General features: G+C 44.3%; 20 protein-coding genes. 13 read left to right on the forward strand and 7 right to left on the reverse strand.

The window, feature by feature from the left end; translation table 11 throughout:
• The first annotated feature begins 88 nt into the window (after positions 1-88).
• The 7 genes from EAI83_RS04810 (at position 89) to EAI83_RS04840 (ending at position 9,349) form a co-directional block, all read left to right on the forward strand.
• On the forward strand, positions 89-931 hold the full coding sequence (locus tag EAI83_RS04810; protein WP_021651179.1) for a Cof-type HAD-IIB family hydrolase: 843 nt from the start codon (positions 89-91) through the stop codon (positions 929-931).
• A 178-nt stretch (positions 932-1,109) separates the two neighbouring features.
• Positions 1,110-1,967 carry a YitT family protein gene (locus EAI83_RS04815; RefSeq protein ID WP_129974698.1) on the forward strand — a complete coding sequence of 286 codons (858 nt, stop codon included), beginning with the start codon at positions 1,110-1,112 and terminating at the stop codon, positions 1,965-1,967.
• Between the two features lie 732 nt (positions 1,968-2,699).
• Positions 2,700-3,389 (forward strand): C40 family peptidase, encoded by a 690-nt coding sequence (locus EAI83_RS04820; protein WP_129974699.1) that lies wholly within the window; start codon positions 2,700-2,702, stop codon positions 3,387-3,389.
• A gap of 206 nt (positions 3,390-3,595) precedes the next feature.
• On the forward strand, positions 3,596-4,909 hold the full coding sequence (locus tag EAI83_RS04825; protein ID WP_129974700.1) for a M28 family metallopeptidase: 1,314 nt from the start codon (positions 3,596-3,598) through the stop codon (positions 4,907-4,909).
• Positions 4,910-5,329: 420 nt separating this feature from the next.
• Positions 5,330-6,091, forward strand: coding sequence for a DeoR/GlpR family DNA-binding transcription regulator (locus tag EAI83_RS04830; protein WP_129974701.1), 762 nt, complete (start codon positions 5,330-5,332; stop codon positions 6,089-6,091).
• Between the two features lie 28 nt (positions 6,092-6,119).
• Entirely contained in the window at positions 6,120-6,866 is a 747-nt protein-coding gene (locus tag EAI83_RS04835; protein ID WP_015525380.1) for a copper homeostasis protein CutC, read from the forward strand.
• Positions 6,866-9,349 carry a transglutaminase domain-containing protein gene (locus tag EAI83_RS04840; RefSeq protein WP_129974702.1) on the forward strand — a complete coding sequence of 828 codons (2,484 nt, stop codon included), beginning with the start codon at positions 6,866-6,868 and terminating at the stop codon, positions 9,347-9,349. The genes EAI83_RS04835 and EAI83_RS04840 overlap by 1 nt, the downstream gene beginning before the upstream one ends.
• 185 nt (positions 9,350-9,534) lie before the next feature.
• On the opposite strand, the gene EAI83_RS04845 is transcribed toward EAI83_RS04840, so the two are convergent.
• Positions 9,535-10,551 carry a LacI family DNA-binding transcriptional regulator gene (locus EAI83_RS04845; RefSeq protein WP_015525383.1) on the reverse strand — a complete coding sequence of 339 codons (1,017 nt, stop codon included), beginning with the start codon at positions 10,549-10,551 and terminating at the stop codon, positions 9,535-9,537.
• A 3-nt stretch (positions 10,552-10,554) separates the two neighbouring features.
• Positions 10,555-11,619 (reverse strand): LacI family DNA-binding transcriptional regulator, encoded by a 1,065-nt coding sequence (locus EAI83_RS04850; RefSeq protein WP_015525384.1) that lies wholly within the window; start codon positions 11,617-11,619, stop codon positions 10,555-10,557.
• Between the two features lie 243 nt (positions 11,620-11,862).
• On the opposite strand from EAI83_RS04850, the gene EAI83_RS04855 reads away from it, so the two are divergent.
• The 6 genes from EAI83_RS04855 to nagB all read left to right on the forward strand — a co-directional run bounded on the left by EAI83_RS04855 (position 11,863) and on the right by nagB (position 18,711).
• Positions 11,863-13,227 carry an alpha-L-fucosidase gene (locus tag EAI83_RS04855; RefSeq protein WP_276505119.1) on the forward strand — a complete coding sequence of 455 codons (1,365 nt, stop codon included), beginning with the start codon at positions 11,863-11,865 and terminating at the stop codon, positions 13,225-13,227.
• Positions 13,228-13,291: 64 nt separating this feature from the next.
• Entirely contained in the window at positions 13,292-14,647 is a 1,356-nt protein-coding gene (locus EAI83_RS04860) for an ABC transporter substrate-binding protein (protein ID WP_059086268.1), read from the forward strand.
• Between the two features lie 90 nt (positions 14,648-14,737).
• Positions 14,738-15,658 carry a carbohydrate ABC transporter permease gene (locus tag EAI83_RS04865; protein ID WP_044962507.1) on the forward strand — a complete coding sequence of 307 codons (921 nt, stop codon included), beginning with the start codon at positions 14,738-14,740 and terminating at the stop codon, positions 15,656-15,658.
• 20 nt (positions 15,659-15,678) lie between these two features.
• Positions 15,679-16,524 carry a carbohydrate ABC transporter permease gene (locus EAI83_RS04870; RefSeq protein WP_021653145.1) on the forward strand — a complete coding sequence of 282 codons (846 nt, stop codon included), beginning with the start codon at positions 15,679-15,681 and terminating at the stop codon, positions 16,522-16,524.
• A 30-nt stretch (positions 16,525-16,554) separates the two neighbouring features.
• Positions 16,555-17,865, forward strand: coding sequence for an alpha-L-fucosidase (locus EAI83_RS04875; RefSeq protein ID WP_021653144.1), 1,311 nt, complete (start codon positions 16,555-16,557; stop codon positions 17,863-17,865).
• Between the two features lie 102 nt (positions 17,866-17,967).
• Positions 17,968-18,711, forward strand: a complete 744-nt coding sequence (nagB, locus tag EAI83_RS04880; protein WP_015525385.1) for a glucosamine-6-phosphate deaminase — start codon at positions 17,968-17,970, stop codon at positions 18,709-18,711.
• Positions 18,712-19,761: 1,050 nt separating this feature from the next.
• Here nagB and EAI83_RS04885 read toward each other — a convergent pair.
• From EAI83_RS04885 to EAI83_RS04905, 5 genes are read right to left on the reverse strand one after another with little or no spacing between them, the layout of a single operon-like run.
• Positions 19,762-20,703 (reverse strand): sugar phosphate isomerase/epimerase family protein, encoded by a 942-nt coding sequence (locus tag EAI83_RS04885; protein WP_129974703.1) that lies wholly within the window; start codon positions 20,701-20,703, stop codon positions 19,762-19,764.
• A gap of 24 nt (positions 20,704-20,727) precedes the next feature.
• Complete coding sequence (locus EAI83_RS04890; protein ID WP_118062561.1) at positions 20,728-21,819, reverse strand: Gfo/Idh/MocA family protein; 1,092 nt, start codon at positions 21,817-21,819, stop codon at positions 20,728-20,730.
• A 44-nt stretch (positions 21,820-21,863) separates the two neighbouring features.
• The gene (locus EAI83_RS04895) at positions 21,864-22,718 is read right to left on the reverse strand and encodes a carbohydrate ABC transporter permease (RefSeq protein ID WP_118062562.1); all 855 of its coding nucleotides are present in this window, start codon (positions 22,716-22,718) and stop codon (positions 21,864-21,866) included.
• Positions 22,718-23,623, reverse strand: coding sequence for a carbohydrate ABC transporter permease (locus EAI83_RS04900; protein WP_161206339.1), 906 nt, complete (start codon positions 23,621-23,623; stop codon positions 22,718-22,720). Before EAI83_RS04900 ends, EAI83_RS04895 begins: the two co-directional genes overlap by 1 nt.
• Positions 23,624-23,675: 52 nt before the next feature.
• Positions 23,676-24,977 carry an ABC transporter substrate-binding protein gene (locus EAI83_RS04905; protein ID WP_161206340.1) on the reverse strand — a complete coding sequence of 434 codons (1,302 nt, stop codon included), beginning with the start codon at positions 24,975-24,977 and terminating at the stop codon, positions 23,676-23,678.
• Positions 24,978-24,995 lie beyond the last annotated feature (18 nt).

Raw genomic sequence — 24,995 nt, forward strand, 5'->3', positions numbered from 1 at the left:
TTTGTGCGTATCTGTACTGCCAAAGGATATCCGGGTGCAGTGCAGATGCGCTTTTTGCCTGTGAGGAGAAGACAAACAGGAGGAATTTATGGAAAAATATATCATTGCAGTGGATATGGACGGAACTCTTCTGAACAGTGAGAATAAGATTTCTGAAAGGAACAGAAATGTTCTGCAGCGTCTGATCGATGACGGACATTATGTGGTGCCTGCAACCGGAAGGACCAGAGAGCTGATCCCCCGGGAGTTTTCTGTGCTCCGGGGTGTGAAATGGGGAATCGTGGAAAACGGCTGTGTTGTCTGGGATTACGATAAAAATGAGATGATCTGGCGAAAAACCATGCCAAAAGGAATGGTAAGTAAAATTCTGAAGGATGTGGAAAACAGCGGCGCAAAAGGCTGGATCGCAGAGGCTTATGCAAACGGAATTGCCTATTCTGATGCGGATGCCAGAGATTATGTGGCATCTGTAGTGGATAAAGATCTGCTGGAAAAAACTTTTGTAGATTATTTTCTCAGCAGACATGTATATGTTAAGGATTTTTATCATCAGAAAGATATTCTGGATCAGGCAGAGAAGATCAATATTTATTTTGATGATATGGAGACCAGCAGGGCACTTCGTGAGAAATGGAAGGATCTGGATGATGTGGCAGTGACTACTTCCATCAGCGGCAATGCGGAGTTTAATGCAGCAGGCGTGGACAAGGGTGTGGGTCTTGCCATGCTTCGCACAAAGCTTGGTATTGACCGGATGCATGTGATCGCTTTCGGAGATAATGAGAATGATCTGGAAATGCTGGAGGGTGCAGGTATCGGTGTTGCTATGGGCAATTCCAAACAGTATGTAAAGGATGCAGCGAATGAGGTGACCGGAGATAACGACCATGATGGTGTGGCGGAATTTCTGGAGAGGTTTTTCGGGCTGTAAGCTGTGGCTGATCGTGATCGTTGATATAAGGGACAGGGAAATGTTTTTTTCTCTGTCTTTTTTTATTTGCATTTTTGGTGATATAAGGTATGATAAACGAAGAGGATACGGGGATTGCTGGTTTTGACTGGTAGTTACCGGTGAAAATTATTTGAGGAGATCAGGAGGATATTTTTTAATGAAAAATCTGATACCAAAGCGTGTGATGGAGTATATCATTATCACATTTGCTGTTGTTCTGATGGATGTGGGGATTTATGTATTTAAGTTTCCGAATAATTTTTCCTTTGGTGGTGTTTCGGGTATGGCGGTTGTGTTTTCGCATTTTATTCCGATGACGTCTGCGCAGATCAACCTGGTGATCAATCTGATTTTGCTGGTGATCGGGTTTATTGTTCTTGGCCGGGATTTTGGAGTGAAGACGGCTTATGTTACGGTTGTTTCTTCTTTGCTTCTGAATGTGTTTGAGAAGATTTTTCCTATGGACAGGGCGCTGACGGGGAATATTATGCTGGAGCTTTGCTTTGCGATCATTTTACCGGCGGTGGCTGCGGCGCTGCTGTTTTTTGAGAATGCTTCGGGTGGTGGCACGGATATTGTGGCGATGATCATTAAGAAGTATTCTACGATGAATATTTCGGGTGCATTGTTTGCGGTGGATTGTGTGATCGTTGTTGTTTCGTTTATGGTGTTTGATCTTACTACGGGGCTTTGTTCTGTACTGGGGCTTATGGCTAAGACGTTGCTGATCGATAAGTCTATTGAGAGGATGAAGCTGAATAAGTATTTTACGATCATTTCCAGTAAGCCGGATGAGATCTGTGAGTTTATTATGAATGGTTTGGAGCGGAGTGCTACGGTTTATCATGGGGAGGGGGTTTATTCGCATAAGGATAAGAAGATTATTCTGACGGTTGTTGATGTGAGACAGGCGGTGCTTCTGCAGAGGTTTATTGATGAGGTGGATCCGCAGGCGTTTTTGATGGTTACTAAGAGTAGTGAGGTTGTTGGGAAGGGGTTTATGAGTTATATTTGATGCGATCGTATGGGGTTGTATGCTGATCGTAGGTGATTGTGTATGATTGTAAGCTGATGGAAATTAGGAGAGCGTTCTTTGTGGTCTGGATGGGCTGCGGGGCGCTCTTTTTTGTGGTGGATGGTGGATGGCGGATGCCGGACGCCTGGGAGACGGGTGCCGGTTTGCTCCGGGCTTCGTCGGGGGCTGGCTTCTAGGCTGCCGGAATTCTGCTAAAACCGTTTTTAAAAAGTCCGAACTCGCGGCTTGCTGCCGCTCAGACAGCGGACTTTTTAAAAACAACGCAGATTTCCGCCAGCCAAGAATCAGCTCCCCTCCTGCAGAGTCGTAGCCAACCGGCACCCGTCTCCCCGGCTGTTCGGTTCCGGGCGGGAGGTAGTGGTGGGGGTGTGGGGCGACTGGCGGAAGTGGGGATTGATGAGGGCTGGAGGATTGAGTGGATTCCCGGGAGTTGGATGAGCCATCAGCGCTGCGCTGGATGGCTGGGAGGAAGGGATGAGTTTCTTGTGGAAGCCATCGTCGCTGTGTTGGATGGCTGATTGGTGTGTGAAGGTTTTGTGAAAGGGGTTTGACAGGTGGGGGTTTTTATGGTAGGATACACACTTGCGTAACAAATTTAATAAAAATGTAACAAAATGGCGAATGAGGAGCGTGGCGAAGTGGATTGTGAATGTCTGTCTGAATGGATAGATTGTGTTGCTGCGTGGTTTTCTGAGAGGAGTTTTATTGTTTATGTTTTATAAGAAATTTGCTGCTGTTGTTCTGAGTGCTGTTCTTGTGGGTGTGGTTCCTTCTGTTGTTTTTGCGGATGTGGATGGTGTCAGTGCTGTGTCTGATGGAGATGTGGAGGAGCTTTTTATTGAGGATGATTTTTCGGATGGTGCGGATTCTATTTCTGCTTTTGCCAGTGCTCTGGCGGATAAGACGGTTTCTGAGGTTCAGGGGTATCAGGAGGCGAAGGCTGAGGCTGAGGTGATCGCACAGGAGAGGCTTGAGGCTGAAGCGGCTGCTGAGGTTGCGCGTAAGGCGGAAGAGGAGCGGAAGGCTGCTGAGGCTGCGCGTCTGGAGATGCGGCAGGGGATTGTGGATTTTGCGCTGCAGTTTGTGGGGAATCCTTATGTTTATGGTGGTACGAGTCTGACTAACGGGGCGGATTGTTCGGGGTTTGTGATGTCTGTGTTTGCGGAGTTTGGGTATGAGCTTCCTCGTGTTGCTGCAGCTCAGTGTTCGGCTTCTGAGAAGAAGAGTGTTGCGGATATTGAGGCTGGTGATCTGGTTTTTTATGGTGAGGGTTGTATTGATCATGTGGCTCTTTATATTGGTGATGGCAAGATCGTTCACGCCAGTACAGCGGCTACAGGGATCAAGGTTTCTGACTATGATTACCGGGCTCCGGCTGCGGTTGGTTCGTTTGTGGCTTAGGATATGGATATAAATGATTTACTGATATGAAATATAAACTGTCTGCGGAGATTTTTTGGCCGGGTAGGCTGAAAAATAGCTGCAGGCAGTTTTTTTGCAGAAAAATAGTGTATAATTTAACCGAATCAAGTAAGTCTCCTGCGGGTTGCGAAAAGCAATAAGCAGTGGGTGGGGACTTGGAAAAAATTCAGAAAGGTTGTGGGGTTATGAATACGAAGGAAATCAGCGGCAGGCGGCAGATGGAGTTTCTGGCCGGGTTTGATTTTGTCAGAGAAGCGGGTACTGTGGGGGAAGTGAAGGCGGCGAAGATGATCCGGGATACTTTGGACAGCTTCGGAGTGAAGAATCGGATGGAGGAGTTTGATTTTTGGGGTTTTCGGATCAACAGAGCGGTGCTTAAGGTTGTGGAGCCTTATCAGAAGGAGTATGTGGTGACCGGGTATGGAAGATGTGGAAATACTGGGGCAGAAGGTCTGAAAGCGGATTTTTTGTATGTGGAGAATGGGGATGCTGTCAGTCTTTCCCGGGCGAAGGGTAAGATCGTTATGGTGAATGGCCGGGTGAGTGGTGATGTGTATCAGAGACTGGTGAGCGCCGGAGCTGTTGGTTTTATCAGTGTGGAGGGTTCTCCGCTGGATGAAGGAGTGGACAGGGTTCCCTGTCAGCGCAGCCTGCCGATGATCTTTCCGGGGGATGCAGCAGAAGAGACAGAAGGATTGTCGGAGTCTGCAGAGGATATTCACAAGATGCAGGAAAAATATAGTGGCAGGATTCCGGGGGCGAATCTTCATTATAAGGATGCAGTGGAGCTGGTGACGGAGGGTGCGTCTGAGGTGTGCTTGGTTGTGGAACAGGATGTGACGGCGTGCAGATCCCGTAATGTAGTGGCGAGGATCGAAGGTACGGATAAGAAAGATGAGATCTTGACGATTACGGCGCATTATGATTCGGTGCCGGAGGGACCGGGAGCCTATGATAATATGGCTGGGGCAGCGATCATCATGGAGCTTTGCAGATATTTTCAGCAGTATAGACCGCGCAGGACTATGGAATTTGTGTGGTTTGGTGCTGAGGAGAAGGGGTTGCTGGGCAGCCGGGATTATATCAGAGTTCATGAGAGTGAGCTTGGAGCGCATCGTTTTAATATGAATGTAGATCTGGCCGGGCAGCTGATCGGAGGAAATGTTCTGGGAGTGACGGGAGAGGCTTCTGTTTGTGATAAGCTTCTTGAGATCGCTGACGGAACAGGGATCGGAGCGTCTGCGAAGAATCAGATCTGGGGAAGTGATTCCAATTCTTTTGCATGGAAGGGAATTCCGGCCATGACTCTGAACCGGGATGGTTTTGGCATGCATACTCGTTATGATACGATTGATCTGCTGTCTGCCTGGTCGCTGGAGAGAAGTGCGATCCTTCTGGGATGTATTGCAGATGAACTGGGGAATGCGGAGGTTTTCCCGTTTGAGAGAAAGATGCCGGAGAAATTTATCGGAGAGCTGGATGAATATATGTGCAGATAGTAAAAATCTGATTTTATCTGCTCATAACTGGATATTTGTTATGGAACTGTGGGGACTTGTCTGTTTCGGGAAGAGTACAGACAAGTCCTCATAATTTATTCAATATTTTCAATGTTTATTGACCTTTATAATTCCGCAAGGGAACATGTGGCTTTGAGTCAGGGGGATATTTGCAGCTTTGTAAGGGATTCCCGGAACAGGGGGCAAGCGGAGGTTCGCAATTGAACCAGTGGAATTACTTGATTTGATTAAAATACGATAAAACAATAAAAAATAATACAAAATAATTGACAGTAAGATATCGAACTGTTATACTGAAATCACAGGCTTTCCAGGGATCAATGCGCCGGATATTGTTTTGCGGAGTATTGATTTCTGGAACTTTTATCACAGAAAAATCAGGAATGAGGAGATAGGACCATGTTTACAGAAGAACGACAGAATGCAATAGAGAAATGTCTCCGCGAAAAAGGAAAAGTCAGGGTCAAAGAATTAAGCGAGATGTTTCAGGTTACGGAGGACTGTATCCGCAAGGATCTCAAGATCCTTGAAAATGCAGGCAGATTAAAGAGGACTTACGGCGGAGCGATCCTGTCACAGGAGTATCCTCTGGAGAGAAACGTAGTAGACAGGCGTATGTACAATCTTGATAAGAAGAAAGTGATTGCTGCGAAAGCCTTCAAGCTGATCAAAAATAACGAAACGATCTTTCTGGATGTTTCCACTACAAATATAGAGCTGGCAAGGCTTATCGCTTCGTCGGGTATGCATGTTGTGGTTGTCAGCAATATGATCGATATCCTGCAGATCCTTGCTGCGAATCCGTCCATCACGGCCATAGGCACAGGGGGAACTATGTACCGTTCGGTGAATGGATTTATGGGAGCTGCGGCCATTGAGGTGATCAAGCAGTACAGCTTTGACCGGACATTTTTGGGAAGCTGTGGCGTGGATATGACAGATTTTGCAGTTACTACATCCGGAGTGGAGGATGGATTGACCAAGAAGGCGGCAGTGCAGAGCAGCAGACATAAATATGTGGTTATGGAGAGAGAGAAGTTTTATTTTAACGAATCTTATAAATATACACATTTTGATGATATCAGCGGGATCATTACCGATGAATTTCCGGATGATACCATTGTGAACATACTGAGGAATACCGGAGTGAAATTACTCTGAGCAGACAGTAACAAAGGGGGATTTTTACATGAAAGACTATATTCTGGAAACCTGTGTGGATTCTGTGGAATCCGCCATGGCAGCAGCCGAGGGTGGTGCGGACAGACTGGAGCTTTGCAGCAATCTGATCATCGGGGGGACAACTCCCGGCCCATGGCTTTTTGAGGAAATAAGGAAGCGTTCAGATATCCGGATCCATGCGCTGATCCGTCCGCGGTTTGGAGATTTCTGTTATACAGATGCGGAATTTTCTATGATAAGAAATGCCGTAAAGGATTTCCGCAAAATGGGAGCGGAGGGTGTCGTGGTAGGTATCCTGAAACCGGATGGCACCTTGAATATGGAACAGATGAAAGAGCTGATGGATGCGGCGGGAGATATGTCTGTTACGCTGCACAGGGCTTTTGATGTGTGCGCAGATCCGATCGAGGCTATGGAACAGGCAATCTCTCTGGGAATCGATACGATCCTTACCTCCGGACAGAAGAATACCTGCCTTCAGGGTGCGGAGCTTTTGAAGGAACTGGAAACCAGGAGTCAGGGACGTATCACCATCCAGGCGGGGAGTGGCGTCGGTGCGGAAGTGATCCGCCAGCTTTATCCTCTTACCGGGATCAAGGCTTATCATATGAGCGGCAAGGTTGTAACGGACAGTGCGATGCAGTTTCGCAAGGAAGGTGTCAATATGGGACTTCCGACATTCAGTGAATATGAGATATGGCGTACAGATATTGAAAATGTTCGTGCTGCAAAGAAAGTTCTGGAGGAATTATAATGGCTGAGGGGAAGATTTTTCTGAAAGAAAACCGTGATCGGATCGAAAAAAAATATCGGGAGCAGATGATGGGGTTACCGCAGGTTTTTGCGGAGATTGATAAAAAGCTTGCGGAATGCATAGACGAAGTGGCTCTGGCGTGCAAATATTTATATGCGTTCATGCCGTACAGTGATATCGGAAATTACGCGTTTGAAGTATTCCTAGATTATGCGGAGAATGGCGTATATTTATGGAAGGAAAACTCCGGGGTGGCAGAGCTGCCGGAGGAAATCTTTTTGAATTATGTGCTGTTTCATAGAGTAAATGAGGAGGAGATCGCACCCTGCCGTACATTTTTCCGCAGGGAGATCGGAGAGAGAACTGAGGGAATGAGCTTCCGGGAAGCTGCCCTGGAGGTGAACTACTGGTGTGCACAGGAGGCTACCTATCATTGTACAGATGATCGTACCCTGTCTGCACTTGCCGTATACCGCAGAGGAAACGGAAGATGCGGAGAGGAATCTGTATTTACCGTTAATGCACTGAGAAGTGTTGGTGTACCTGCCCGTCAGGTATATGCACCAAAGTGGTCTCATTGTGATGACAATCATGCGTGGGTGGAAATCTGGTGCGATGGAAGCTGGTATTTTCTGGGAGCCTGTGAGCCGGAGGAGATCCTGAATAAGGGATGGTTTACCAACGCTTCCTCAAGGGCCATGATGGTCCATTCAAGAGTTTTTGATACCATGATCCCGGAGGGAGAAGTGATCGGCAAAGATGGTATGGTGACTATGCTCAACGAGCTGAAACGATATGCACTGACAAAAGAGATCACTGTGTCCGTAAAGGATTCACATGGAAAACCGGCAGAAGGTGCAGAAGTTTCTTTTGAGGTGCTGAATTATTCGGAATATGCCCCGATCGCAGAACTGAAAACCGACAGTCTGGGAAAAGTCAGCCTGACAACAGGGCTTGGAAGTATCCATATTTCTGCAAGGATGTATGCAGATGGAGAATGGCTGCATGCAGAAAACAGCATGGATACAAAAACAGAGGATTGTTGTGAGATCTGTCTGATGCCCGTAGGAAAGGAAAAGGGTATTTTTTATGAGGAGTGGACGGAGATCGATATGATCGCACCTCATGATGCACCTGTAAATAAAGATATGCCAACATCGGAGCAGAAGGAAAGAGGCAGCAGACGTCTGGCAGAGGCAAACGCTTACAGGGAACAGAAGGTAAGAAACCTGAGCAATCCGGAGTGTCGGAAATTCCTGGAAAAAGAAACCGGAGATTCTTCAATGAGAAAAAAACTCCTTGAAGTCCTCACAGAGAAAGACAGAACAGACTGTATCAGCCAGCTTCTGGAGGAGCACCTGAAATCTGCATTACCGTATGAAAAAAACATGGATGCAGATATTTTTGTACCATATGTACTGAACCCGAGAGTTGACGATGAAGTTTTGCAGAAATACAGAAAAACGATTCTTGAGCAACTGTCGGAAGAAGAAAAAAATATGCTGCAAAAGGAACCGGCGAAGATCTGGAAGTGGATTGAGGATAAGATCGTTTCCAGTCCGGAGAAAGAACGCAGCAGTGTGATCACCACGCCGTCCGGATGTCTGAAAACGGGAACAGGAAGCATTCTGTCAAAGAAGATCCTTTTTGTGGCAATGGCGAGAACACTGGGGATTCCGGCACGCCTGAACCCTCATGACCGTTCCATGGAGTATATGAAAAACGGAAAATTCATCTCAGTATCTGCGGAAACGGAGAAAAAGGCATCGATCCTTCTGAAGGCAAGTGCGGATACACAGTGGAAATATTTCCAGAACTGGAGCATCGCAAAACTGGAAGCCGGAAAATATATCACACGGAAGCTGGAAGCCGAAAATTTCAGAGATCAGGTGATGAAGCTGCCGCTGGAAGCGGGAAATTACAGGATCCTTACCTCAAACAGACTGCCAAATGGAAATATATTTGCAGCGGAGTATTATTTTGAGGTTCAGATCGGAGAAATGAAGAGGGTGGAGCTGGCATTTCGGAATGCAAACCTGGAAGATATGCTGGAGAATATCTCCATACCGGAATTTACTCTCAGAAAAGAAGATGGAAGCACCGTGAAGGCGTCAGAACTGACGGCAGATGGGAAGCATATCCTGGCGTTTCTGGAAGAGGAGAAAGAACCGACGGAGCATATCTTAAATGAGATGATGGAGCAGGAAGAAGCTTTTTCCCGATATGCGAATAGGATCATTTTTGTAGTAAAAAGCAAAAAAGCGCTGGAGACACCTACCCTTTCAAGAGCACTGGGCAAGCTTGGAGATGTTCAGATCTTATATGATGATTTTTCAGAGATCATCAATACACTGGGAAGAAGAATGTACGTAGATCCGGATAAGCTTCCGCTGATCATTGTGACAAACAAAAGCCTGAATGGGATCTATGCAACCAGCGGATACAATGTGGGAACCGGAGATATGCTGCTGAGACTGCTGTGACAGATATAACGGATATATACAGAAGGAACACAGGCCGTATCATCGACTGTGTCGGTGACGGTCTGTGCCCTTTGTAAAAGCTGTGAAATTATTGCAGTGGTTCAGATGCTCAGAATATGCGGGCAGATCGGAATGAAAATGCCTGTTGTGCTTCCCGAAATTGCCGTAATAAAAGTTGCTTTGCATTACTTAGCATCAGAAAAGAGATCACGCACGGAATCCCGGTAGATACATTCTGGCTTCAGGCGTATCGTCCTTGGAAAATCACTGTAGTCTCCGTTCATTCTGCGAAGCAGCAGATCACAGGCCTGCTCTGCCAGACCGGTCAGCGGCTGACGGACAGCGGTCAGCTGAGGAGAAAGCAGCATGGACAGTTCAAAATCATCAAAGGAGACAACAGACAGGTCTTCCGGGATCCGGATGCCAAGGCTGTAGATCGCTTCATAAATACCGAGGCATAGTGTATAGTTCGCAGAAAATACGGCAGTCGGACGTTCCGGAAGATTCCATAATTTCTGCATTGCCTGATATCCAAAGTCGTTTGTGTAATTTTCAGCGATGATATAATCGGGATTAACCGGAATATCGTAGTCTTCCAGTGCCCGGAGATAGCCTTTTTTTCGTTCACATGCAGTATAGGATGCAGGAGAACCGGTGACAAGGGCGATCTTCTGATGCCCCATTTTTATCAGATGCTCCACGATCTCGTAGGCTCCGGAGGTACAGCTGGTCTGTACACAGTCTGTACGGTGGAAATGGCTGTGTTCTTCCAGCTCCACAACAGGGATTTTGGCGTGTTCCACAGCAGAACAGATGTCCTGGTTCAGACTGAAAGAGGTAATGATAAGGCCGTCGATCCCAGAGCGGAGCATGTGAGGGACGAATTTATTGACATGATCCTTATACTTGTCGCCGCTCATAAATGTGAGAGAATAACCGTGAGCGCGCATGGTGTTTTCTATTTTGCTCAGAAGAAAAGCATTATGCGGAGTATTGGGAGGACCGGATACCAGACCGATACGGTAAGTCTTGGAGGAACGAAGTCCCCGGGCCGTGTTTCGTGGAACGTAATTCAGTTTCCGGATCGCTTCGTCGATCTGCTTTTTGTTTTGCGGCCGTACAGTTCCGCCGTTGATATATTTTGAAATGGTGGCCAATGCCAGACCGGTTTCTCTGGCAATGTCCTTGATGGTTGCACTCATAAATCAATCCTTTCCGGATGCTGTACTGTTGTGTTCGGACAGGTCTTTTACGGAGCGCCGCGGGTGGAATACAACATCCAGCATGTCTATTTTGGGAAAATCCGTATAGTCTCCATGGATCCTTTTTAAAAGTAATTCCACAGCATGTTTCCCCATGCTTGTCAGATCCTGTGAGACGCAGGTCATAGTCGCGCTCATGGTCTTGAAAAGCGGATCATCATCAAAGCACACAAAGGAAATATCCTGAGGAACGGAAATTCGTGCCTGGCTGGCAGCGCTTAAACCGCCCATTGCGGAGAGATAGCAGTCAAAAAAAACAGCAGTAGGGGGATCGGAAGAATCCATAAGCTTCTGGAAATGCAGGTTGCTCTGGGTGATCGTTTCTGCAGTGGAACCAAAAGAAACAGGGGGAAAAGAATCCTGCTGTTTCAGAAGGTCAATGCCATTTTTCTGATATACATCCACAAAGCCCTGGATCCGCTGCTCGATGGTGTAGGAGTCCAGATACTGTTCCATGATCCAGACCTTTGTGTGGCCTTTTTCCAAAAGGTGCTCTGCCAGCAGTGCACCGCCTCTGTAATTATCAGAAATAACACAGTCTACAGGAAAATGTCTCATGGAAGCAGGAATCTGATCGAGCATTACAACCGGTATGCCGGCATTCTGTAAGAGCTGGTACAGGTCATCATGCCAGCAGGATGGGAGCATGATGACTCCGTCAAAGTGCTGGGAGATAATATCCTGTATCGTATCGATCTCCTTCTGATGTTCAAAAAAGAAAGAACAGACAATAACTGTATAGCCATGATCCGTGAAATGCTTGATAATGGAGTTGACAAGCTCGCCCCAGAAATAATTACCAAGATCTGAGATCAGGATACCGATGGTATGTGTGTTTTTGGCACGGAGAAGCTGGGCATTCCGGTTTGGGGTATATCCAAGCTCCTGAATTGCCTTTTCTATAAGGATACGATTTTCTTCCCGTATTTTTTTGTGGTTTATATATTTGGAGATCGTTGCGGTGGACAGGCCTGTCGCACGGGCGATATCATTGATCGTAACGTTCATGTAAAACCTCCGGTTCTGATACATTTACAGATAATAGAGTATTTTCATATTATATCATGAAAAAGAAAATGCCTCAATACACATGGCATTTTTTACACATAAAGTATCAGAAAAAACGAGCGTATTGTACAGAAAATTGATAAAAATGAAACGTTTAACAAAACCTGATACGAAAAAGTACACAAAAACAAGACGAAATAATTGTAAAAAATAGGAAAAATGATTTTTGCCCTATGATTTTACTTGAAAAGCTGCTTCGGATGCGGTAAGATAATCTTAACAAAAAACGAAACGTTTTATGCAACAAGAAAATCAGCTATACGAAACAAGGAGAAGGTTATGGCAGACACAAAGCAGCAGTGGTATAAAGATGCCAAATACGGATTATTCATCCATTGGGGACTTTATTCCATCCTTGCAGGAGAATGGAAAGATCCGAAGACCGGCGAGGTCACCAAGACAGACCGTATCGCAGAGTGGATCGAGAACAATCTCAACATTGACAAGGAAGATTACAGAAAGCTGAAAGATGAGTTCCATCCGGACAAATTTGACGCGGACATGTTTGTGAAAAGAGCGAAAGAGCAGTGGGGTGTTAAATATATCGTTCTTACTTCCAAGCATCACGAGGGATTCGCAATGTACGATTCCAAGGTCAGTGATTTTAATGTAGTGAAGGCTGCAGGAAGAGATATCTTAAGAGAGCTTTCCGATGCTTGTAAGAAATATGACATGACAATGGGTATCTATTATTCACAGGCTCAGGACTGGGATGATGACAATGCCTATAAGAAGGATTACGAAGACAAGAACGAATGGAAGCCGGAATTCCGTATATACTTCGATGAGAAATGCAAACCGCAGTTAAAAGAGCTTCTTGAGAATTACGATAATATTTCCCTGATCTGGTTTGATACTCCGATGGGAATGACCGCAGACGAAGCTCAGGAATTAAGAGACTGGGTTAAGGGTATTAAGCCTGACTGCATCATCAGCGGACGTATCGGACACCAGAAGGGCGATTACATGACCACCGGTGATAACTTTATTCCACGTCTTCCATACGACGGTGACTGGGAAGTACCGGCAACTGTAAATGATACATGGGGTTATAATAAATACGATACAAACTGGAAGAATCCGGATGATATCCTGAACCTTCTTCTCAAGATCGTCGGCAGAGGCGGAAATTACCTGCTGAACGTAGGACCAATGGCAGACGGAACTGTTCCGGAAGCTTGTGTCGAGGTTATGAATGAGGTTGGTAAATACGTGACTGAGAATGCGGAAGCAATTTACGGAACCAAGAATGTTGGTATCTATCCGTATGAGATCCCGAGCATTGAATTTACAAAGAGACCACATAAGCTTTACGTACACGTCCTTGCACCGAGATATCGAGTTGAACTGCTGAACATCGGTAATCAGTTAAAGGGTGCATATGTGGTAAGCACAGGAGAAAAGCTTCCGTGCCGCGCATTAAAGTGCTGCGAAGGAAACTCGATGATAGAGGTAGAGCTTCCGGAGAAGCTTCAGGGGGCAAAGAACTACTGTGTATGCCTGGAGCTTGAGGAAGAAGAGCCGATCTTTGAGGCGATCATCGATTGATCAATTTATGAACATCAAGGGGAAAACTATATAATAAAAAATCATATTAAGGGAGGATTTATTCATGAAGAAACGAATGAAAAAAGTTGCAACACTGTGTCTCGCCGGTGTAACAGCAATGTCAACAGTAGGCGTAACAGGAAGCGCCGTATTTGCAAAGGGTGACACAAACTACGATGTAGACAATATGGATTTTGAAAACGTTGAGCTTCGTGTAGCATTCAGATTTAACAACGGATCTGATACAGACGGACAGGCTAAATGGTATTACAAAGCACTTGAAGAGTTCAATAAAGAGAACGAAGGAAAGATCCATGTAACAGATGAGAGTATTTCTACAGAGTCTGATTACGAAGAGAAGCTTACAACAGATTTCGCTTCCGGTAATGTACCGAACGCATTCCTTCAGTATGGCGGAAGCCGTACAAGAGAGTATGTAGATGCAGGATATATACTGGATCTGACACCATACTTTGAACAGTATCCGGAATGGAAAGAGGGAGTTCAGGATTTTGCATGGGAGACAACACAGTTTGACGGCATTGAAGGAACCTATGGTATTCCGTGGTCCGCTTATCAGCTCTGTCTCTACTACAACAAAGATTACCTTGATCAGGTTGGCGTAGATGTTCCGGAGTCCTGGGATGATCTTGTTGATGCCTGCGCAAAATTAAAAGATGCAGGAATCCAGCCATTCAACTACTCTGACAAAGATAACTATCACTTCGAGCATCTGATGAGTGCTCTTGCTCTGAAAGCTTACGGAACAAGCATCGCAGATGATCTTGCAAGCGACAAAGAGGCTTACAACGGCGAGAAGATGGTTGCAATCTATCAGAAGATGAAAGATATGATTGATGCAGGATACTGGGGAGACGGAATCCTCAGCACAGACTTCAACACAGAGAGAAATATGTTCGAGGCAGGAAAAGCTGCATTCACAGTTGACGGAACATGGAACTGCGGTAACTTCCAGAATGACTCCGATACAACTCTCTTCGATGCTCAGAAGATCGGTGTTACAAGAATTCCTTATATCGACGAAGCAAACAAGACTGTAGAGATGGGCGGCGGTTCTGATACATACTACATCACTACATTAAACAAGAGCGATGAGGAAATCGCAGCAACTGTTAAATTCATCAAATACCTTACAAGTGTAGATTCCATCAACGAAATGTGCAAATCCAGCCCGACAACATATGCTGAGAAGGTTACGATTGATACAGGTAACTATCTGCTTGACGATGTAAATGCGATCATGGCTGAGAATACAGAGTCTAAACTTGAGATTCCTACATATGACAGCAACACAGCAGCTATGGATACAATCCGTAATTCTCTTCAGGCATTAGCGACAGGCGCAAGTGCACAGGAAGTTGGAGACGATATCGTTGACAAAATGTCTGCTTACGAATAAAGAGAATTTTGACTGAACGCATGATGTGTGGATAAGAGAAACAGGGGGAAGCATCATCTGCTTCCCCTTGTTTATTACGGAGGTATACATATGGCAGGTAAATCTGTACCAAAGGTAAAACAGAAGCTGGATAAAAAAGATCTTACGCTTTCTTTAGCGTTCCTTCTTCCGGCAATTTTAATAACTGTTATTTTTGTCATCTACCCTGTTTTTGATACCGTAGGCTTATCATTCCGTAAATGGAACGGTATGTTTGGTGCGGCAAAGCAATGGGTAGGACTTGAGAACTATCAGAAGATTTTTTCAGATAAGCTGTTCTGGAATGCAATGCTCAACAGTGTGTACTTTATGATCGGTGGTTTCGTTATCCTGATGCCGCTTTCATTTGGTCTCGCAATGCTGGTAACTGCAAAGATCAAGGGAACCGGATTCTTCAGAACCTGCTACTTCCTTCCGAATATGTTAGGAACAACAGCAGTAGCCCTGATGTGGACATTTATGTTAAATCCGAACTTTGGTATCTTTAATACCATTGAAAATATTTTCGGCCTTCATGGTACGATCCCTGATGTGCTGACGATAAAGACTGTAAACGTCTGGATCGTTGTTCTGGTAAACGAATGGATGTATGCCGGATATAACATGCTGATCTTTGCAGCTGGTCTGGTGGCGATCCCTGATGAGTTAAATGAGGCTGCAGCGCTGGATGGTGCTACAGGATGGCAGAGGATCCGCTATATCATCCTTCCTCTGATGAAAAACTCCTTCAAGGTATTCTCTATTTTGTGTATTACAGGATGTCTGAAAGTATTCGATATCATCTGGGCAATGACAAGAGGAGGCCCGAACGATATCAGCTCCACACCTTCAATCATGCTTTATACACAGGGATTCTCCTATAAGCTGTTCGGACGAAGCAGTGCATACGGCGTTATTCTGTTAGTGCTGGGTGTTGTGCTGAGTCTTGTGACCAATCATTTGTTCCGTGAAGATAAAGATCTTGCAATGTAGGCGGAAGGAGAAGAGACGATATGGAAAAAACAGCTAATAAACAGAAAATGCATGGAGGAAAGATAGCGCTGTACATTATCGCGATCCTGTGGACAGTTGTTACACTGTTTCCGGTAGTAGTGACCGTAATGGCTTCCTTCAAAACAAACTCAGAGATTTACCTGAACCTGTTAAGCTTCCCTAAGAAGATTATGTTCCAGAACTATATCAGCGCAAACAAAACAGCGGATGCATTGAATACCATCAAGAACTCCCTGGTTGTAGCGACTCTGACAACTGTATTTAATACTGTAGTCGGAATGATGGCAGCATACATCTTATCAAGAAAAGATTACAAATTCCTGAAATGGGTATATGTATTCTTCATGATCGGAGTAATGGTTCCGGTTCACTGTACACTGATCCCGATCAACAACATTGCAACAGCATTAAATGCAAAGAACAACCTGTTCTTCCTGATCCTGATCTATGTTGCGTTTGGTATGTCCCAGGCGATATTCCTTTATACAGGATTCATGGATGGAATCTCCAGGAACCTGGATGAGGCGGCGATCATTGATGGATGTAACAACTGGCAGCTGCTGTGGAAGATCCTTTTCCCTGTCTGCAAGCCGATCATCGCAACAGAGGCGATCTTCGTATTCATCTATGGATACAGTGAACTTGTATTCTCCATGATCCTGATGACAGATACCAAATATTTCACAGTTTCACGTGCGATGCTGAACTTCTCTTCTGCACATACACAGGAGATCGGAAGTCAGTTTGCATATGTAGTAATGTCCGTAATTCCGATGCTTATCATTTACATCGTGTTCCATAAACAGATTGAAAAAGGTATGCTTTCCGGAGCTATCAAAGGCTGATGCTTTTAATCTAAACAGGAGGAAAAAATCATGTATCAGTTTGACAGAAAAGAATATGAAAAACGTATGGAGTGGTACCAGGATGCCCGTTTTGGAATGTTTATCCACTGGGGATTATATTCTATCCCTGCAAGAGGCGAGTGGGTACGAAGCGTAGAGGAAATACCTGAGGAAGAATATCTTCCGTTTATGAAAGAATTTGATGCAAGAGACTACAACCCGAAGCAGTGGGCAAAAGAGGCCAAGGCTGCAGGTATGAAATATGTAGTCCTGACAGCAAAACATCACGACGGATTCTGCCTCTTTGACAGCAAATACACAGACTACAAGGTAACAAACACACCGGCAGGAAGAGACCTGATCAAGGAGTATGTAGAGGCACTTCGTGAGGAAGGCCTTAAGGTTGGAATCTATTTCACACTACTTGACTGGCATCATCCGGATTATCCGCATTACGGAGACCGTATCCATCCGATGAGAAACCACAAAGAGTGCGGAAATGAGAACCGTGATTTCTCACGTTATACAGAATATCTGTATAATCAGGTAGAAGAGATCTGTACAAACTACGGACAGATCGATATCATCTGGTTTGATTTCTCCTACGACGATATGAGAGGGGAAAAATGGGGCGCAACCAAGCTGATCAACATGGTGCGCAGCTTACAGCCGCAGGTTATCATCGATAACCGTCTGGAAGCCAGCGGAGAGGGAAGAGGATCCCTGTATGAGTGTGATCCGACACCGTACCATGGCGATTTTGTAAGCCCTGAGCAGATCATCCCGCCGGAAGGAATCTGCGATAAGGAAGGCAATCCGATGGTCTGGGAAGCATGCTTCACCATGAACAACAACTGGGGATACTGTGCAAATGACCATTATTACAAACCGGCTTCCATGCTGATCAAGAAGCTGGTAGAGTGCGTTTCCAAGGGTGGAAATATGATCCTGAACGTAGGACCGGATGCCAAAGGTAAATTCCCGAAGGAATCTTCTGCGATCCTGGCTGAGATCGGTCGCTGGATGGATAAGAATCATGACAGTATCTACGGCTGTGTACCGGCTGAAAACATTCCGAAGCCGGATTACGGACGTATCACCAGAAACGGAAACAAATACTATGTGCATATTTATGAGAATACACTGGGACCACTTCCGCTTCTGGGATTCGATAAGGATAAGATTGTGAAGGTGCGTGCGCTGGATGACGGACATGAGGTGCCGATCTCCAACGCATGGATGCACAGCGATTACCCGGATATCGCATTCGTTGATCTGGGACCTGACCCGGTACTTCCTGACCCGGTAGACTATGTTCTTGAAGTAGAGATGGCTGAGTAAAAAAACGAATCAATAATAAAAAAGAACAACAGGAAAAGCAGGAGATATGTGAATCTCAGTTATCCGGTTGTTCTTTTTTACCATAAGGAGAAGGAAAAGATTATGATTATTTATACAGGAAAAGATTACTATGACGTAAGCAGAAAAGCGGCAAACATCATGTCTGCACAGATCATCATGAAGCCAAATGCTGTTCTCGGACTTGCTACAGGCTCCACACCGGTGGGAATGTACAAGCAGCTGATCGAGTGGTACAAAAAAGGAGATCTGGACTTTTCGCAGATCACATCCGTAAATCTTGATGAATACAAAGGACTTTCCGGAGATAACGATCAGAGCTATCGTTATTTTATGAACACAAATCTGTTTGACCATGTAAATATCGATAAGGCAAGAACCTATGTGCCAAACGGACTGGAAGAGGACAGTGAGAAAGCCTGCGCGGATTACAATGAGATCATCCGCAGCGTGGGTGGTATCGATATGCAGCTGCTTGGAATCGGCGGAAATGGCCACATCGGCTTCAACGAGCCGGGTGCAGCATTTGAGAAGGAGACTCACTGCGTAGACCTTACGGAGAGCACCATCAAGGCAAATGCACGATTCTTTGAGACTATGGATGATGTGCCGAAGCAGGCATATACCATGGGTATCAAAAACATCATGACTGCAAAGAAAATCCTTCTGGTCGCTACCGGAGAGGCAAAGGCAGATGCTCTTTACAAATCTCTCTACGGACCGATTACGCCCAACGTGCCGGCATCTATCCTGCAGCTTCACCCGGATGTGACGGTAGTGGCCGATGAAGGCGCTTTAAAGCTGATCCGTGAGAAGGGACTGCTGTAAGAGATACAGAGGAAATTTCCGCGAATTAAATGAACGCAGATCATGGATATCCGTTTGAGCCAGGCGGATATCAGCGATCACTCATGGGATTTTCCTGATTTGGTTAAAAAAGAAAGCTTTGATTCAACTCTCATCGATGAGCGATGTGCTCAGAGAGTGGATCGAAGCTTTTTGTGTTTTCGGGACGTAAAACTGCAGGTGGCTGCAAACAGGTCGGTGGGCCGGACATTTGCATTCTCAGGCTTTTTTCAACGTGTTGTGATAAACCATGACAGGAACGATGGCAGCGCCAGGTTCAGGATCGCTGGAACGCCGATGCCAGTAGCCAGAGCTGCGCCCCGGATACCCAGCTTCGGAAAAAATCCGGAACTGAAAAATCCACACGTTGTTTTAGTGTATTCACCTTAACAAAAAAACAGAAATGATGTCAAGACTGCACGCAGGAGAAACATCATAAAAAGCTGCAAAAAGAAAGGCTTGATATAAACATCGGAGAGGATTGGCAACGTTAGACAGGTGCGTGCGGATACGGGCAATATCAGCCCTGAAAAGGTCGTTCTGGCAATATGCACAAAACCTGTCGAACTATGGTGGATAAGTGAAAAACTTTGCAAAAAGTTTTCCACATGACAAAAATCCGAAAATCCGCCAATAATCAAGTTATGCACAAATTTATCCACATTATCCACAAGGATAACCATGTGGATGAGCTGATTTACATAAATAAATTTAAACATATGTTTTGTGTAAAATGATAAATTTGCAAAACGAATAAAAAAAAACTGTAAAACCATTGACATTTTTAAATTCTAAATATCATTAAATGTTTTGCGCAAAAGACATAATTTAAAAGAATATAGTTAAGAAGTCAGAAAATAATAGATGAATTTTCATAAGACTAAGCTATTCACAATCAGAAGAATCTGATGTATGGAAACGTCTGCAAAAAAAGAACAGTGCCCGGACAAAACGGGCACTGTAAGGTGTTGAAAAGTCATTTTAAGGTGTGGATAAGTAAAGCAGGTGAAGGAGGATCTGTGAATAACTTTTTTAAATCAGAACCTTTTTCAGGAATTCGGCGGATTTTGATATTGCAGTGATATCATCCATCAAGGTGTCACCAACTTCAATACTTACAACACCATCATAGCCATTCATTTTCAGCGCTGCAATAAAGGTTTTCCACCAGAGCTGGTCGTGTCCATAACCTACGGCTACATAATTCCAGGGGCGGATATTCTGAGGAGCCATATGGTCGCAGGTTTCAAACAGCATTTCTGTGTCAGCGATATCTTTTTCGATTCTGGTATCTTTTCCGTGTACATGATATATAAGGCCGTCTGTCGCAAGTTTTTTTGCCATGATTATTGGATCACCGCCCATATAAAAAGAATGGCTGGGATCAAGATTAAGACCGATGATTTCTCCAGCTTCTTCATGGAGACGGCGGATTGTGCTTACATTGTAAACAAGATTGTTAGGATGGTTTTCAATAGCAATTTGTTCTATTCCATGAGAAGAGGCTTTTTTGGCAGCTTCTTTCCACCACGGGATAGCTATGGAATCCCACTGATAGTTAAGCATGTCTGTAAAATTGTGTGGCCAGGTATTTGTTACCCATACAGGGTAAGGAGAATCGGGGCCGCCGCCGGGAAGACCGCTCATCATGACTATTTTTTTTACGCCTAAAAGCTCAGCAAGCTGAAAAGTTTTGTATACAACAGCTTCGTGCTCACGACCAGTATCAGATGGTTCCAGCTGATTTCCGGAACAGTTTAAAGCTTCCAGATAAAGTCCTTTTTCATTTATTTTTCCCAGATATTCATCCCGGGCATCTGAACTGGATAAAAGAAGGTTCAGATCCATATGAGCTGGTTTAGACCAGTTTCCGGTTCCGATCTCCAGATATTTGATTCCCATAGATTGGGATAAAGAGAGCATTTCTTCAAAAGAACGATTTCCAAAACATTCTGTATATAATCCAAGTTTCATAGCAGACCTCCGTTTGAGAGAAAATTATTTGATAATATAATCACTGACTTTATGCCAGGTGCGGCTTTGAGTGGAATTCATCATAGCTTCAATGATTCCCTGAACATAGTAACCATCTTCAATATCTGCCGGTATTGTATTTTTAATTCCAAGCATTTTTTCTGCAAAACAATCCATCTGACTCTTGGTATTATAAACACCATCAAAACCTTTGAGATTCATATCAACCCAATCACCGGTTAAAGCAAGTTCGTTTCCAAGGCAGACTTTGAGATGATCAGAACCTCTGAGACCATTTTCCAGAGTGTAGATCAGACCACCACGGCTTCCGTAGATTTCCAGACGCTGTGAATTTTTTCTTCCCCATGCAAATTTGGTAAAGCACATGGTAGCACTGATATCATTTTCCATAGTAGCCATGGCATGGAAATAATCTTCGGTTGTGACATCGCCAAGTCCGCTTCCGTCAAGTTTCTGTCGTTTTGGTATGATGATTCCGGAAGTTCCGATGACTTCATTGAAATCGCCTACAAGGTAACGCATCATATCCAGCATATGTGAACCCAGATCGCCAAGGCTGCCGCTTCCGGCCAGTTCTTTCTGATAACGCCACAGCAGAGGAATATTTTCATTATCATCTTTTCCTTCAATATACTGTGCGTAGACATGATGGATTTTGCCAAGAGCGCCGGAAGAAATAATTTCTTTGGCTTTCTGAACCGCCGGGAGATAACGGTAGGAAAAACCGACGGCGTTTGTAAGACCGGTGTTTTTTGTTGCCAGATAAAGCTCTTTTGCTTCGGCTAATGTCATTGCTACTGGTTTTTCCAATACATAGGCTTTTCCGCTTTTTACAGTATCCATTGCAATGGAAAAGTGAGTTACATTAGGCGTGCATATGGAAACCATATCAATATCCGAACGTGCGAGAAGTTCTTTATAGTCTGTATAACGATTTTCTTTCGGAATATTGTAACGGTCACCTGTTTTATCCAGGCTTTCCTGATTTACATCGCATAATGCATAAGGAATAATGTTTTCGTTTTTTACCATATCGTTAAGATGAAATTCTGCAATATTTCCGCCGCCAATAACGCCTGCTTTTATTTTTTTCATAGGAGCACCTCTTTTTTTGATTTAAAATAATTAATATGTATATGTTATTCTTTCATACCTGCACTGGCGCCGGACAGACCCTGCTCAAAGCCTTTTTGAAAAGCAACGTAAAGGATAAGGATTGGAATAACGGATACGGTTGCACCGGTGAGCATCATAGGCCAGTCTGTATTGAACTGTCCCTGGAACATTTTGATTGCAATCTGAATGGTATAATGGTTTTCCGATCGTATGATTGCCATAGGCCATAAGTAGTCGTTCCATTTATTCATAAAAGAGAAAATAACAGCCAGAGATAAAGCTGGTTTTGCCAATGGAAGTATGACCATAAAAAATACCTGCAGTTTATTGGCTCCATCGATACGAGCTGCTTCATCCAGACTTCTGGGAATGCCAAGGAAATATTGACGTACATAAAATGTAATAAAGCCGATGGACAAAAATGGGAAAATCAATCCTGGAAAAGTATCGATCCAGCCGTATTCAGAAGAGACCAGTGGCATATTTTTCATAATGTTAAACATTGGTACAACCAGAAGTCCCTGAGGAATCATCATGGTTGAAAGTGTAAGCATAAAGAAAAAGTTACGTCCCGGAAAGTTAAGTCTGGAAAAGGCGTACGCTGCCGGCAGAGATAACAGTAAGGTAACGATAACAGACATTGCACTTACAAAAAGACTGTTCAGGAAAGCTCTTGGAATATAGGAATGCAGAGCTTTTACATAATTTTGCAGATAAAAGGAATCAGGGAGCAGTTTAGGCGGAAAGCGCATGACTTCTCCAATCTGTTTGAAGGTTGTCAGTATCATAAAAACAAATGGTCCGGCGATCAGAATCGTCAGAAGAATCGCAATAACAGCGATGATGAAGGAGTTTAAAGGAGTTCGTTTATTTTTCATCAGTTATCACCTCGCTTATCGGACCCTCTTACCTGGAAATAAGTAACAACCATTAGTGCCGGGAATAAGATCAGAGACAGGGTAGATGCATATCCCATGTTGTTGAATTCAAATGCCTGTTTCCAGATATATTTGATGGATACAAGGGTTGTGTTAAATGGAGCACCGTTTGTGAGGACATCGCAGTATGCGATAACCTGAAAGCCTGCGATGATAGTCATGATTACAACGTACACCATGGTATCATTTAAAGAAGGAAGGCTGATTTTCCAGAATTTTACCCATCCGTTGGCACCATCGATTTCTGCTGACTCATAAATAGATTTGGAGATTCCTTCGAGTGCAGACAAGAAAATAGGTGCATTCCAACATCCGCCACGCCATACAGCCACCAGAATGATTACGATCATTGCATATGGAGAAGTCTGGAGCCATGCTATCGGATTTTTTATACCAATTTTCATCAAGGTGGTATTGATAACTCCGAACTGGGCGTTGAACAGCCAGAGGAACAGAATTGCGTTTACAACTTCAGACACAACAGCCGGAAGGTAATAGATAACGCGGAAAACACGTTTTCCCTTGAATTTTCTGTTCATAAATACAGCGATTATAAGTGCAAAAACTACAGTGAATATAGTCGCAAAAAATGTAAATACAAGAGTATTCCATACACTTTGCCAGTAAAGAGTATCTTTGGATGCTTTGATAAAGTTTGCCAGTCCGTTAAAATGTGGAGTTCCCGGAAATTTATATTCTGTAAAACTGAGATACACCATATAAATAATGGGGGCAAATGAAAAAATAGCAAAATAAATCATTGCAGGAAGAATAAATAAATAAGATGTACAGTATCCGCGGAGAACACTTCTGGAAAGTGGCTTTTTTGAAGATGTTTTTTTCATGGTCATATCTCCTATAGCAGCAGGGTGGTATGAGACCCTGCTGCATTAAAAACTAATTTAAAACTTCCTGAAACTCGCCCTCAGCGATCTGCTGTGCGCTGTCCATCATAGCTGCGAAGTCGCCGCCATCAAAACCGGCACGGATAGCCTGTTCAAAAGCATCTGCGGATTCAGGGAATGCTTCGAATACGTATGGTTTTGCGTTTGGAAGGGCTTCAAGGAACGGATCAAGCATTTCGTCTGAGAAAGAAGACAGCTGGGATTCTTTACATGGAAACTGTCCAAAACTGTGACTGAAAGGAATAATAAATGCGTCAGAAGTTAACCATTTCATAAGTTCAAAAGCAGCTTCTTTATGCTGGGCTCCGAGAGGGATAAAGAGACTTCCACCACCGGCTACACCACTATGGTTGCTTCCTGGCATTGGAGCGACTTTGGTTTTAGCAAAAACATCTGGATATTGATTTTTCAAAGCGGCAATGTCCCACGCACCTGTAAGAATCTGTGCGGCACGTCCGGAGCCATACATAGCAGTTGCAGTTTCAGCCTGTGATTCCTGTGCCGGAGGAATGATAGAAGAACTGTCAACGGTTGCGATGTCGATATAAGTCTGCAAAGTGTCTACAACACCTTTATCATTTACTGTAGGATTGTTATTTTCATCAATTAAATTGTAGCCTTCTGCAGCAACAACTCCGAATAATCCCCATGGATTTGCGTAGCATGTAAAACCATACTGACCTTTTGAAGAATCGGTAAGTTTTTTGGACACTTCACGGAGCTCTTCCAGTGTTGTCGGAGCTTCTGTAATGCCGGCTTCTTTATACATATCTTCGTTATATAAGAGACAAACAGAAGTAATATTGAACGGAACACCATATTTTACATTGTTCCAGGTACAGTCCTGAAGAGAACTTTCCATGAATTCATCTTCCGCACCCCATTTTTCCCAGAGATCATCAAGTGGCTCTGCAAATCCCTGTGCACCTGCAACGAAGGAATGATGCAATGCAAGATCTGGAGCAGCACCGCTATTTACTGCAAGTTTTACTTTGGATGGCATTTCTTCCCATGGAATGGAAGTATTATAATTGATAGTAATGTTTGGATAACTTTCCTCGAATTTTTCTTTTACAGTCTGAAAATTAGGATCCTGTCCCTGATCGGCAGGAAGCCATATTTCAAGTTCCTGGTTTTCCAGAGTTGCGATTTCGGGATTAATTTCCGGGTATCCTTCATCGGAAAGATCAGTTCCTTCTGTGTTTTCGGCATGTGCAATTACGGGAGCTCCTAATGTAAGAACAGATGTCATAGCTAATGCAGTTGCTTTGTAGAATGTGTTTTTTCTTCTCATGTAATAACCCTCCATTAT

The sequence above is a fragment of the Blautia sp. aa_0143 genome (genome assembly GCF_004167315.1).
In the GTDB taxonomy this organism is placed as follows: Bacteria; Bacillota; Clostridia; order Lachnospirales; family Lachnospiraceae; genus Blautia_A; species Blautia_A fusiformis.

Coding starts and splice junctions, on each gene's coding strand:
- EAI83_RS04810 (WP_021651179.1), top strand. CDS start 89: ATGGAAAAATATATCATTGCAGTGGATATGGACGGAACTCTTCTGAAC.
- EAI83_RS04815 (WP_129974698.1), top strand. CDS start 1,110: ATGAAAAATCTGATACCAAAGCGTGTGATGGAGTATATCATTATCACA.
- EAI83_RS04820 (WP_129974699.1), top strand. CDS start 2,700: ATGTTTTATAAGAAATTTGCTGCTGTTGTTCTGAGTGCTGTTCTTGTG.
- EAI83_RS04825 (WP_129974700.1), top strand. CDS start 3,596: ATGAATACGAAGGAAATCAGCGGCAGGCGGCAGATGGAGTTTCTGGCC.
- EAI83_RS04830 (WP_129974701.1), top strand. CDS start 5,330: ATGTTTACAGAAGAACGACAGAATGCAATAGAGAAATGTCTCCGCGAA.
- EAI83_RS04835 (WP_015525380.1), top strand. CDS start 6,120: ATGAAAGACTATATTCTGGAAACCTGTGTGGATTCTGTGGAATCCGCC.
- EAI83_RS04840 (WP_129974702.1), top strand. CDS start 6,866: ATGGCTGAGGGGAAGATTTTTCTGAAAGAAAACCGTGATCGGATCGAA.
- EAI83_RS04845 (WP_015525383.1), bottom strand. CDS start 10,551: ATGAGTGCAACCATCAAGGACATTGCCAGAGAAACCGGTCTGGCATTG.
- EAI83_RS04850 (WP_015525384.1), bottom strand. CDS start 11,619: ATGAACGTTACGATCAATGATATCGCCCGTGCGACAGGCCTGTCCACC.
- EAI83_RS04860 (WP_059086268.1), top strand. CDS start 13,292: ATGAAGAAACGAATGAAAAAAGTTGCAACACTGTGTCTCGCCGGTGTA.
- EAI83_RS04865 (WP_044962507.1), top strand. CDS start 14,738: ATGGCAGGTAAATCTGTACCAAAGGTAAAACAGAAGCTGGATAAAAAA.
- EAI83_RS04870 (WP_021653145.1), top strand. CDS start 15,679: ATGGAAAAAACAGCTAATAAACAGAAAATGCATGGAGGAAAGATAGCG.
- EAI83_RS04875 (WP_021653144.1), top strand. CDS start 16,555: ATGTATCAGTTTGACAGAAAAGAATATGAAAAACGTATGGAGTGGTAC.
- nagB (WP_015525385.1), top strand. CDS start 17,968: ATGATTATTTATACAGGAAAAGATTACTATGACGTAAGCAGAAAAGCG.
- EAI83_RS04885 (WP_129974703.1), bottom strand. CDS start 20,703: ATGAAACTTGGATTATATACAGAATGTTTTGGAAATCGTTCTTTTGAA.
- EAI83_RS04890 (WP_118062561.1), bottom strand. CDS start 21,819: ATGAAAAAAATAAAAGCAGGCGTTATTGGCGGCGGAAATATTGCAGAA.
- EAI83_RS04895 (WP_118062562.1), bottom strand. CDS start 22,718: ATGAAAAATAAACGAACTCCTTTAAACTCCTTCATCATCGCTGTTATT.
- EAI83_RS04900 (WP_161206339.1), bottom strand. CDS start 23,623: ATGAAAAAAACATCTTCAAAAAAGCCACTTTCCAGAAGTGTTCTCCGC.
- EAI83_RS04905 (WP_161206340.1), bottom strand. CDS start 24,977: ATGAGAAGAAAAAACACATTCTACAAAGCAACTGCATTAGCTATGACA.